9 protein-coding genes and 1 pseudogene are annotated in these 11,717 nt (G+C 33.9%); 1 reads left to right on the top strand and 9 read right to left on the bottom strand.

Annotation, left to right across the window (positions count from 1 at the left end):
• Window positions 1–602 precede the first annotated feature (602 nt).
• Window positions 603–1,478 carry a DUF1002 domain-containing protein gene (locus V7014_RS26065; protein WP_335511852.1) on the top strand — a complete coding sequence of 292 codons (876 nt, stop codon included), beginning with the start codon at window positions 603–605 and terminating at the stop codon, window positions 1,476–1,478.
• 102 nt (window positions 1,479–1,580) lie between these two features.
• Here V7014_RS26065 and lysA read toward each other — a convergent pair whose 3' ends face one another.
• The 9 genes and pseudogenes from lysA to V7014_RS26020 all read right to left on the bottom strand — a co-directional run.
• Complete coding sequence (gene lysA / locus V7014_RS26060) at window positions 1,581–2,900, bottom strand: diaminopimelate decarboxylase (RefSeq protein ID WP_335511850.1); 1,320 nt, start codon at window positions 2,898–2,900, stop codon at window positions 1,581–1,583.
• 159 nt (window positions 2,901–3,059) lie between these two features.
• Window positions 3,060–4,538, bottom strand: coding sequence for a spore germination protein (locus V7014_RS26055; protein ID WP_335511847.1), 1,479 nt, complete (start codon window positions 4,536–4,538; stop codon window positions 3,060–3,062).
• A complete protein-coding gene (locus tag V7014_RS26050) occupies window positions 4,522–5,100 on the bottom strand; it encodes a stage V sporulation protein AE (RefSeq protein WP_335511845.1) in 579 nt (192 codons plus the stop codon). Before V7014_RS26050 ends, V7014_RS26055 begins: the two co-directional genes overlap by 17 nt.
• A gap of 24 nt (window positions 5,101–5,124) precedes the next feature.
• Window positions 5,125–5,547 (bottom strand): stage V sporulation protein AB, encoded by a 423-nt coding sequence (locus V7014_RS26045; RefSeq protein WP_335511843.1) that lies wholly within the window; start codon window positions 5,545–5,547, stop codon window positions 5,125–5,127.
• The gene (locus V7014_RS26040) at window positions 5,528–6,157 is read right to left on the bottom strand and encodes a stage V sporulation protein AA (protein ID WP_335511841.1); all 630 of its coding nucleotides are present in this window, start codon (window positions 6,155–6,157) and stop codon (window positions 5,528–5,530) included. The genes V7014_RS26045 and V7014_RS26040 overlap by 20 nt, the downstream gene beginning before the upstream one ends.
• Window positions 6,158–6,322: 165 nt before the next feature.
• On the bottom strand, window positions 6,323–7,666 hold the full coding sequence (locus V7014_RS26035) for a DUF4179 domain-containing protein (RefSeq protein ID WP_335511839.1): 1,344 nt from the start codon (window positions 7,664–7,666) through the stop codon (window positions 6,323–6,325).
• Window positions 7,659–8,168 (bottom strand): sigma-70 family RNA polymerase sigma factor, encoded by a 510-nt coding sequence (locus V7014_RS26030; RefSeq protein ID WP_438824983.1) that lies wholly within the window; start codon window positions 8,166–8,168, stop codon window positions 7,659–7,661. The genes V7014_RS26035 and V7014_RS26030 overlap by 8 nt, the downstream gene beginning before the upstream one ends.
• 191 nt (window positions 8,169–8,359) lie before the next feature.
• Window positions 8,360–11,116 carry a GTP-binding protein gene (locus tag V7014_RS26025; protein WP_335511835.1) on the bottom strand — a complete coding sequence of 919 codons (2,757 nt, stop codon included), beginning with the start codon at window positions 11,114–11,116 and terminating at the stop codon, window positions 8,360–8,362.
• Window positions 11,117–11,494: 378 nt separating this feature from the next.
• Window positions 11,495–11,717: pseudogene (locus V7014_RS26020) on the bottom strand (NCS2 family permease); the annotation flags it as partial.

Here is an 11,717-nt window from a genome sequence, read left to right as displayed (position 1 = left end):
ACATAGTATATACCTCTTTACTAATCAAGAACATTTTTTGACTACCGAGATTGTACTTTCTATATGTAATTCCATATTATTTTACAAGATAAATAGACTTCAATCAACTTCATATAAGTGTAAATCTATTACATAAAAAAAGTAACTTTACCGTAGTTTAATAGATTATTTTCAATTACATTTTTCTAATTATATTCTTCAATTAAGCGACGAATCTCCAATAAACAAATCCCCATCCCAGTGCCAATACAATAAGTACGATCAATAAGATTATATTGCTCTTCCTCAAAATATCCATCCCTTTCAAATATCCACTATTCCCCTTATTTGTGTCAAGAAGACTCTTCTTATCTAGCGATGTTTCGTATTTTCACAACTATCATATCAAACTTCTTCCTTTTATTGCGAAAAATTAGAATTATGGAAAAGTATAATAAAGTTTAGAAAATAATACAACTCAAGTCATATTGATTTATTGTACTTATTTCATTATGCTTGTGTAGTGCTTGTCTTAAATGCTTAAAAGTACTACACTTAAAAGTCGATAAAAACGAATCCTTTTCTGATTCTTAATCGTCTATATGTATTAAGGAGGTTTCAAAATGAAACGAGTAAGTAAAAAAATCATACTAGCTGTCATGATGAGCTGTATGCTAATGTTGCCAATACAAGCATTTGCGGATGCGCAAGTTGGAGATACGATTGTCACACTTGGGAAGAACTTAACCCAAGTACAGAAGGATCAATTACTAAAAGAAATGAATGTTGCTGAAGGTACAGAAGTGATTGAAATAACAAATGAAGAAGAACATCAATACTTAGGTCAATATGTTTCTAAGAGATTAATAGGAACAAGAGCCCTTTCTTCCTCAAAAACTACAATTGGCAAAAAAGGATCAGGGATTGTCGTTAAATCTCATAATATTGACTGGGTTAGTGATGAAATGTTCATTAACGCCCTAGCTACAGCAGGTGTTAAAGATGCAGAGGTTTATGTTACGGCTCCTTCACCAGTATCAGGAACAGCAGCACTAACTGGTGTTATTAAAGCTTACGAAGTATCTTCAAATCAGAAAATACCTGAAGAAGTGAAACAAGCAGCAAACGAAGAAATGGTAACGGCAGCAAAACTAGGAGATCAAATCGGTACAGATGAAGCATCAGCATTAATGACGCAAATCAAAGAAGAGATTTCAAAAAATCCTCCGCAAAATGTCGAAGAAGTTCAATCAATCGTTGAACAAACATCTAAAGATTTAAATATCGAATTAACAGAAGCTCAACAACAAAGCTTAGTTGATTTATTTAATAAATTAAAGGATCTAAATATCAACTGGGATGCAGTTGGTGATCAATTAACAAATGCAAAAGATAAATTAACAGAATTCCTAAGCTCAGAAGAAGGTCAAGGCTTCTTAGATAAAGTGAAAGAATTCTTTGTTGCTATAATTGATTGGTTTAAATCATTATTTCAATAATAACTAATTGAGGTCGAATTTTATTTTCAAAAAGTGACATTCGAATGCAAACAAAAAAATCATCTCATAGGGATCGCCCCTACTGAGATGATTTTTTTGTTTTTATTTATTTACCGTTTCACCTAATGGTAAATCGAGCTTAATTAAATCTTGTAACGTTTCTCGTTTAATAACTAAATAATCTTTTCCATTTTCCACAAAGACAACTGCCGGTCTTGGTATACGATTATAGTTATTCGCCATTGCATAACCGTACGCACCTGTACAGAAGACCGCTAGAATGTCATTTACATTGGCTCTCGGAAGAGGTAAATCCCAAATTAACATATCTCCGCTTTCACAGCATTTTCCTGCAATCGAAACAGTTTCTTCCACTTTATCATTCATACGATTCGCAAGCACTGCGTCATATTTAGCACTATATAAAGCTGGACGAATATTATCGCTCATTCCTCCATCTATTGCTAAATACTTTCTTACTTCAGGAATTTCTTTGTAATTACCAGTACGATATAAGGTCGTTCCCGCATCACCTACTAAAGATCTACCCGGCTCAATCCAAATTTCAGGAACATTTAAACCTAATGCGTTAGCTTGCTTTTGCACTTCTTTAACAATTTCTTCTACATACTGAGCTGGAGGTAGAGGTTGATCTTCTTCTGTATAACGGATCCCAAATCCACCACCAAGATTCAAAACTTTTGCTTCGAATTGATATTCATCATGCCATTCCTTCAACTTTTGCATTAACTTATCCGCTGCAAGTAAGAAACCTGCTGTTTCAAAGATTTGTGATCCGATATGGCAATGCAATCCTAATAATTCAATCGATTTACTATTCATAGCGAACAACATCGCTTTCTCAGCTTGACCGTTCTGCAAGTGAAAGCCAAATTTCGAATCTTCCTGACCTGTTACAATATAATCATGGGTATGAGCTTCCACTCCTGGCGTCACTCGCAATAGAATAGGAATTTGTTTATTTCTTTTTTGACATAATTCCTCTAGCTTAAATAGCTCACAATCATTATCTACTACAATGCAACCGATGTTTTCATCGATTGCCATGATGAGTTCTTCTTCACTTTTATTATTTCCATGAAAATGAATTTTCTCTTTAGGAAAACCAGCTGCTAATGCTGTATATAACTCACCAGCTGATACAACGTCTAATGATAATCCTTCTTCTTCTACTAACTGAATCATCGCGATTGATGAGAATGCTTTACTTGCATATGCCACTTGTGCTGAAACACCTAATTTTTCAAATGTTTCTTTAAAGCCTCTTGCTCTCTCTCTAATTAACGCAACATCGTAAACATAAAGAGGTGTACCATATTTCTCAACTAGTTCAACCGTATCTTTTCCTCCAATTTCCAGATGACCTTCATTATTTACTTTGCTAGTACCATATAAGTACATTGCCCTCATCCCTTCTCATCAAAACTCAGATTCTAAGCTAACTATTTTCCCAATAATTACAAAATAGACAGCAACATTTCAATCACTGTCTACTTACGTACATCATATAGAATAGAATTAAATTAACATAATAATCTTGCAACTTCAAGGGGCTATTAATTAATTTTTCGGTTGTTTGTAGCGATTTTGAGGATGCACAATACTTGGTCGTACTTTCGAACCTGGCATTGATCGTCTTATGAGTATCTGGCTAAAAGCTTTTGGACTAAAAGGTATAAACGGCCATAAGTAAGGTGTATTGATTGACCTTGTTCTTACTAGACAAAGAATATATATTGTGATACCCATCACGAAGCCTGGCGCTTTAAAAATGGCAACAGCCAAAAATAAACATAAACGAAATAACTTGTTCGCCACGGATAATTCCAAGCTTGGTGTAGCGTATGTTCCAATAGTAGCTACTGCGACATACAAAATAACTTCATGTACAAACATTCCTACATCTACGGCAATTTGACCAAGTAGGACTGCGGCCACCAAACCTAGCGCAGTCGATAATGGTGTAGGTGTATGTATAGCCGCTAATCTTAAAAATTCCACACCAATTTCTGCTATAAGAATTTGAAATAAAATAGGTATATTTGTTTCTTCATTTGGTCCGAGAAAAGCTATTTTTTCTGGAAGCATGGACGGTTCCAAAACGAAAAGATACCATAAAGGGATTAAGAATAAAGAAGCGAAAATTCCAAGGAATCGAACCCACCTTATAAAAGTACCAACTGTGGGTGATTGTCTGTATTCCTCAGCATGCTGCATATGAAGAAAAAATGTAGTCGGTGTAATAATCACACTAGGAGACGTATCAACATATATCAATACATGACCTTCTAGTAAATGAGTGGCACCAACATCCGCCCTTTCTGTATACCTTACTAACGGATATGGATTATACCCTTGCTTAACAATAAATTCTTCCACTGTTTTATCTGCCATTGTCAATCCATCGATTTTAATTTCTTGAATTCTTTCTTTAACAGTCTCTACTAAATCAGGATTTGCCACATCCTTAATATATCCAATTACAATATCCGTCTTCGAACGCTCTCCTACTTTCATAATTTCAAAGCGTAACCGCTCATCATGAATTCTTCTGCGCGTTAAAGCCGTATTAATAATAATATTCTCTACATAGCCATCTCTTGAACCTCTTACTACCTTTTCCGTATCTGGCTCAGCAGGTTGACGACCTGGATAACTTCGAACATCAACAACGAGACCATATTCTTCACCTTCAATTAGAAAAACAATTAGTCCTGTTAAAACTTGATCAACTAACTCATCCAATGTCTGAATATTTTCCACAGATTGGTGAACTAATCGATTTTTTATTACATCAAAGGTGTGTCTATTCTTACGTTCATGATCATTCAACTCTACTAATTCTTCTAATAGTTGAACAATAAATGCCGTATCACATAAACCATTCACATAGTAAAGATTTACTTCTTTTTTTAAAATCGTAAATTTTCGAATGCCCAAATCGAAACTCTCACCTAACCCTACTTTATCTTTCATAAATTGTTCAGTTTCGGCTAGCTTTTTTGGTATCGGCTTTTTCTCTTCATTCTTCGTTGTCATAATATCCACTCCTTTCTAAAATCAATTTCACAGCAAGTTTAGTAATGGGCGCACCTTTACTATAATGGTCTTTCATTGCCATCTTTCCGACATCTCCAACCCCTACAACAATTGGTACATGCAAAGAATCAATACTATACACTGTATCTCCAGTTATTTTGCCTACATCCATTTCTCGAAGGCCAAATTTATCTACACCAAACTCCGTCAATTCACCAAATCGATCAATACAAACATCTACTTTTGTCCATTCTCTTTGCCTTGTCTTCGAAGCAACTGCAATAATACCTAACACCTCAATATCACGATGTTCACAAATGTATTTCATCGCTTTCTCTCCAATACCTTCTCCAACATAGCCACTATCATCTACCATTACTAAAACTGGATCATAGGCTGCTTTTTTAATCAGCTCAACAATTTCCGAACCACTCAATACCGTTGGATTACCATGTGACAAAGAAATACATCTTCCGCCAATTTCTTTCGCAACCATTTCAACAGTCCGCTTTGCATACTCATCGCCATCCGTTATTAATATGACTTTACGCTTTTCGCTCATGAATGGTTATCCTTTCTTTCGTTTCTATAGATCAATGAAATATATCCATTGAAATAATGAGCCACATATCTTCCCTAATACTATTGCCATCAATAAGTAAATGATTTTCTCATGAAAGCCAATACGCTTTGCTAATATAGGCAATACATTTAATACCTCCGTTAAAGCAGCTGCAAGCATCCCATTGAATACTCCATTTAAAATTCCAATAAAGCCCATAATAATAACTGGTACATGTAGCGTTATGTAATTAAGACTCGCCCATCCACCTACAACTACACCAGCTATTACACTCAATTCATAATAATGAATTTTCGATTCTGTTTTCGTTAATTGAGTGATTCTCGGAATGACCCCTAAAACAGTTAAGAAAGCAACAAAGCCCGATCCTACTGCAAGTCCACCAGCAAACCCAACGAAAAGAATGCTAATGATCTGAAGAATCATCAATATGTGTCGTACTTTCCTTATTTTCATTCATCATGACGTAGCGATCCAAATCTTGTTGATAATTAAACATCTCAACTTCTAATGGACTTGGCTCCTCATTAAATCTTTTCTTAAAAAAATGATTAAAGAACAATACCATCCCAACACCTAAGCCAATGCTATAAGGGATTTGCAATAAAAGTGGTTTCTGCTCATCTTTTCCAGTCATTAATTTATAGAGCTTCTGATGAACAATGGGCATACTAACATCTTCATGAAAGTTCATAATAGTAATAGCTGCTCCTACAAATAAAAGGAGCCAAACAAGAATAAATAGTCCGATATTATGCTTTCTATCTTTCTGTTTAACTTCAATGATCGTTTGATTCGGTCCTACTCCTTGGATTTCTACATTTTTATACACTTGAAGCACACTTTCTACCAACTGTATAAAATCGATAATAATAATATTGCGATCTGCTTTTGTTATTTCATAAATTTGATGATTAAGAATACGTTCAACCGTAAGCTGAGGACCTATCACTTTTGCAATATCCTTAACATAAATAGTTGTCTTCCCTTCCACTTCCAAACGGTTACGCATTCTGACATAAACTAACTGATCCATATACTCACCCTGACTTAAACATGCTTATAGTGCTAGTATGGTTACGAAAGGAAAAACAATGCAAAAAAACCTACGCCTCCAAAAATTAACAATAAAAAATTAGCTTCGGCTATTTAAACAAAAAAACCGATGTTGATTGATCAATTAAACATCGGTTCTGAACTTTTATGGAAGTGTTACAGTAATTGGTTCATACATAACAGGCTTCGGATATTTGTAGGTAGCAATAAATAACTCTTCATTTTCCTTTACTTTAAATACTTCTTTATATTGATTTCCTTTTATTCTGTATACACCTTCTGAGTTATATAATCTTGAGCCTTCTTTATTCTCAAGCCAGATTCCATTATGCGATAACGTATCATCAAATTGAAAGTCACTATTCATACTAAAATAAACCGTCAATTTACTATCATTCTGTTCGATTTTCTGCACATTAATAGAACCTATTTCTCCTTGGTCAAGGATAAATGGTAACGATTGACCTTCTATTGGCTTAACGACTTTAGGTAGTTCTTCCCCATTATTAGAAGGAATCGTATACGGTATAATAGTTACACTTTTTGTGCCTTCCGGTAGCGGCTCATACATATGTTTATATCTATTACGCTCTTTACCTTTTATTGCATTCTCTCCCGTACCCATACCAGTAGCTCCTAATGAATTGATGAGTTCTCCCTTATCAGTAAGTAGCTGATAATAAATAGAAAAATCCATATGCTTATTTAAATAATCTGTGTCCTCGATCGCCTCAAATGCTAATTCCGTTCCTCCAATTCCATATGAAAGAGATTTAAAAGTTACTTCTGATTTTACAATTGTTCTTGTTTGAGATGACTTTGACTTTACAACTGTCATATCATTGGACGATTTCACTTGAAAAGAAAAACTCCATTTGGCTGCTTTATCTCCGTATTCAGAAAATACTAACTTTGCATTAAACTTCTCAGGAAAGTCTTTCACAATTGGTTTAACTTCTATAAACCCTACATAATAATTAGGATTTACATAGTAGCCGCTACCACTGTGACTAAATCTTAAATCTTCCATACCTTTACCATTGATTTGAAGGGTTTCATAGAACTCATCGGACTCAAGCGAAGGTAGTGTAGATTTTCTTGAGTAACCAATTACAAGGCGTGTTCCATCATAATAAGCATCGTGCACTGTAAATGTTGTACCTTTTTTAGTAACAGATTGATCAATATTTAATGCCAAGTCATGTTCTGATATTGCCTGTAATCCTTTATCATTTCCATTAAAGTAATGGCCAATGATCGGAATATGAGCAACTAAACTTGCCATTGTAGGAGATATATATGCAGAGCCAATAAGAACAATACACGCAACTACCGCAACACATAGCCCTCTCTTTATATAGCTTTTATTTATTTTTTTCTGATTAGTACCATGTAAGGTGATTGTATCAGCAATAATTTGATCGAGTTTTTCAATAGGTACAGGAATTTGATCGATTTCTTTCTTCATTTGCGGGAAGTCTTTATTCATTTATACAGCCCTCCTCGATTTTCATTCGCAATAATTGCAGCCCTCGATGGATGTGAGTCTTTACCGTTCCTTCAGGGCATTCTACGATTTCTGCGATTTGTTTGATCGAATAATCTTTATAATAACGAAGTAATAAGACCGTCTTGTACTTAACATCTAACTCTTCTATTGCTTTTAGCAAATCACCATCGTCTTCTTGCATCGTATAATACTGGCTTCGACTTTCTAGTATCGATTTATCCATTGGAATCACCCGTTTTTGTTTTCTTAAAAAATCATAAGCAGTATTAATTAGAATACGTGTTACCCATGTAGAAAAATACTGTTCCTCTTTCAAATCTTTAATAGCGATTAAAGCTTTATAAATGGTTTCCTGAAAGATCTCCAGTGCGTCATCTTCATTTTTTACATAAATACGAGCCATTTTATATAATCGAACTTTCTCTTCGTCTATTAATTGTTGAAAAGCTTGTGTATTCCCTTTTTTAGCGCGATGAACCAATTTTATTTTATTCAGAATTTCCTCCCCCTTTCTATCTATTAGAGAATTACCCCTTATAAAACGTTTCAATATTTATAAAATTTAGCATAAAAAATATAAAATCGTAATTTTCATCATCTACGAAAGATAATACAATAAAAAAAAGCACCTTGAAGACTCATTAAATAGCTTCAAAGTGCTTTAAGCATTATTTATGAATTTACTACTTTACTATCTATCTCAACGTGAGTCATCCATTCAGATTGACATAGTCTAATTTTAAATAAAGTCATAGCATCATCAAATATTTCTGGGTTTTCTTTCATAATACGTAATGCATCTTCTTTTACTTTTATATCTTCATGCGCTTCATCTATACGCTTATTCAGTTCCGCAAATGGTTGAATAAAGAATAACGCTAAATCACGCTCAATTGCTTTTTCAAATATATCAAATTCTAACAGGAATTTCGAAACAATCGAAGTTGTCGTTTCAGCGTATTCCTCATTCTCAACAAACTTCTTATATTGATTGTACAACATTGTCTTGTTTTGAGAGAGTGCTCCAAATAGTTTACCAGCACTTTTCAAAATAAACTGTGATGGCGTATGGCGAAGTAAGATATTTTCTCTTTCAACGATCACCTTGCTAGTCATACGACGAATATCACGTCGCCAATCTTCAAGAACTTTAAAATCTCCTAAAAGAACAACCTTCTCTTCACCGTAAATGACATTGAAAGTTTCAGACATTTCATCCATATAGTTCTTGCTTTCAAATAATTCTTCTGTCGAAGATTGAATCCATTCATTTAAAGAATCAATCATTTCCGGGAAAAGTGAATTCTCTACATAGTCTTGAATACGATTATTCATTTCTTCATTTAACTCTAAATGAACTTTACGGAAGTCACTATCTTCGCTAAGTAGTTCGCCACACTCTTTTAAAATTTGAGGAATTCTTCTTTCCATTCTCTCTTTAATATCATCCTTAATTGTACGATACGTACGACGAATATTAGCAGTTTTATCTTTTTTGTAATCTTCCAATTGAACAGTTGAACCATTAAATTTAGTTAACATTTCTTCATTCCAATTAATAGAATCTGTGTATGACTGTTCTTTTTCAACACGCTTCTTATAAAGTGCAGCGATCGTGCGACGAATAACTTGCAATAATTGATTTGTACGCTTTTTCTCTTGATTTACTTCAATCTTGAAGCTTGAGAATAACTCCATTAGTGACGACACTTGCCCCGGAATTTCATATTTAGAAGAAAATGCAATAACGTTTGCATTCGGCTCATATTGAACAATTCGGTTATACGTATCTTCGACCATTTCCTTTGCTTCCTGTTTGTTATAAATAGTATCTAATTTTGTTACAACAAACGAAACTGGTAAATGAGGTGCTTGTTCCTTCATTCGCAACAATAAATCACGTTCTTGTTCTGTAAAAGGATCTTCTGCATCTAAAATAAATAGTAAATAATCGGCGATTGGTAACATTTCCATCACTTGCGTTTCATCTCTTCTACCTCTAAATCCAGGTGTATCGATTAAAGCAATTTGATATTGTTCCAAAACATCCGCTGGGAATCCAAAATCAACAATTGTATCAGAATTTAACGGATTTTCACTATTAATTAGGTGAATTCCATCACTTACTTCCATCTCAGAATGTATAGTATCATTTGAAATCATCGTCACATGCGAATCTATTGCATTTTTTATTCTTACAGTATTCTTTGTTGGTGCATCAAATAGCGACTGCCCTAAAACAGAGTTAATAAAGGTTGATTTTCCAGTACCGTTCACACCAACAACTACAACATTTTGTTTTTGTAAATCTAATATATCTTGTACAAACCACCGCATTTTTGTGCCAATTTCCACCTTATGACGACTTGCCCATTGGGCAATCGAATCAAATAATTCCAAACTGTCTTTTAGCAAGCTCTTTTGATCTTTGCAGCTCCAGATTTTTTGCTCTACCAATTGAACGGTTTCTTCATTAATTACTCCTGGATAGAATTCGCTCCATGCAATTAATGTTGAATATGCAGATAAAGCTTGTCCAGGTTGAACAATATTTGTCCAGTTAACTAACAGCCTTGGCATGATATTCGTAATGTCCGGCAATTCAAATTCTCCACTTACGATACGTGTAAATGCCTCTTGAAATAATCTTGAAATGATATGCCAAGAACTAGATTCTTGAGTGTTTATTCGATTCAATAAACTGTTAACTACTTCAATCCAAGCGATGAAAGTTTCACCGTTTTCATAGCTTCTCCAAAGTGAAGCAACTAATTTTTCAAAGCGAATATAATCATTTTTATACACTACTTCAAGCACATTGGCGAAGTATTCCGGTTCCATTTTTTTCGTATAGCCTGCATCGATATATTCCTTTAAGATGTCAAACCAATACTCTAATTCAATACGAATCGACTCATTAACTGCAAGTTCCACAGCATTTGACCAATCCATATTTTGTTCAAAGAATACACGTGCAACTTCTGTAATCGTTTGGTAATCAGGATTGATTTGTACCGCATGCTTAATAGACTCTACTGCTAAATCCTGCTTCTTATCAGCAATATATACTTCAAATAGCTTAAGTGCTATTTCTGTTTGCAATACTAAGCTGTCTGTTTGAATGGCTTTATAGAAATCAATAGCTGTCGCAAATAACCCCAATTCAAAATATGCGTCACCTACGTTTTTTTTTGCCCATGGTTCTAATTCATTCGAAATATTTTCCCATTTAAAAATCGCTGCTTCATAATCTTGAAATCCAAAATACACTTCACCTTGTGCGAAGCGAATATACGATAAATCGGTTAGCTCTTTTCTATTTTCTTCCGCAAACATTACTCCAAGTGCTTCAACTGGGTTGTATTGTTCGTAATCGACTAATAATGTTTCATTATATGTTTTTTGACTTAAACGTTTTTCAAGCGTCATATTAATCCCCTCAATATACTTTTTTTAAGGCTTTTCGCTAATTCATCTCCTGATATTTCATAATATGATGAGATTTTTATTCACAACGAAGGATCATTATGTATCTACGTACTCATACAGCTTCTATACCCTATTTAAGTATTCTAGCAAACTTTTTATTACAATTCGTTTCATTTAGCTTTCATTTGGAATACATTCTCTTCAACGACTGTAATAATAAGAATGATTTTATTTATTCAGATAATTAAAGGACAATAAAGCTTATATATCCTTAGGCTATCATACTCTCTGAAAAAAGCTATAAAAAACAAATCATTATATAAAATATTTGAAAAAGCTGTTTCGAAACGTCAGTTCGAAACAGCTTTTCTATACGTATTAATGCGCTGGTAAAAAGATCATTTGAATTAAGAAAATTACACCGAAAATATATATAATAGGGTGTACATTCTTACCATTACCACTTACAAGTTTTAATAATGGGTACGTAATGAAACCAAACGCAATCCCTGTAGAAATACTAGATGTTAAAGGCATTGATAAAATAATGATAAATGCCGGAAATGCGTCATCAAATGAAGGCCAATTAATCTTTGATAAT

Origin of the sequence: Bacillus sp. JJ722 (genome assembly GCF_036963345.1) — a bacterium.
In the GTDB taxonomy this organism is placed as follows: Bacteria; Bacillota; Bacilli; order Bacillales; family DSM-1321; genus Bacillus_AD.
This window is presented reverse-complemented; position numbering and strand designations above follow the sequence as displayed.

Coding starts and splice junctions, on each gene's coding strand:
- V7014_RS26065 (WP_335511852.1), top strand. CDS start 603: ATGAAACGAGTAAGTAAAAAAATCATACTAGCTGTCATGATGAGCTGT.
- lysA (WP_335511850.1), bottom strand. CDS start 2,900: ATGTACTTATATGGTACTAGCAAAGTAAATAATGAAGGTCATCTGGAA.
- V7014_RS26055 (WP_335511847.1), bottom strand. CDS start 4,538: ATGACAACGAAGAATGAAGAGAAAAAGCCGATACCAAAAAAGCTAGCC.
- V7014_RS26050 (WP_335511845.1), bottom strand. CDS start 5,100: ATGAGCGAAAAGCGTAAAGTCATATTAATAACGGATGGCGATGAGTAT.
- V7014_RS26045 (WP_335511843.1), bottom strand. CDS start 5,547: ATGATTCTTCAGATCATTAGCATTCTTTTCGTTGGGTTTGCTGGTGGA.
- V7014_RS26040 (WP_335511841.1), bottom strand. CDS start 6,157: ATGGATCAGTTAGTTTATGTCAGAATGCGTAACCGTTTGGAAGTGGAA.
- V7014_RS26035 (WP_335511839.1), bottom strand. CDS start 7,666: ATGAATAAAGACTTCCCGCAAATGAAGAAAGAAATCGATCAAATTCCT.
- V7014_RS26025 (WP_335511835.1), bottom strand. CDS start 11,116: ATGACGCTTGAAAAACGTTTAAGTCAAAAAACATATAATGAAACATTA.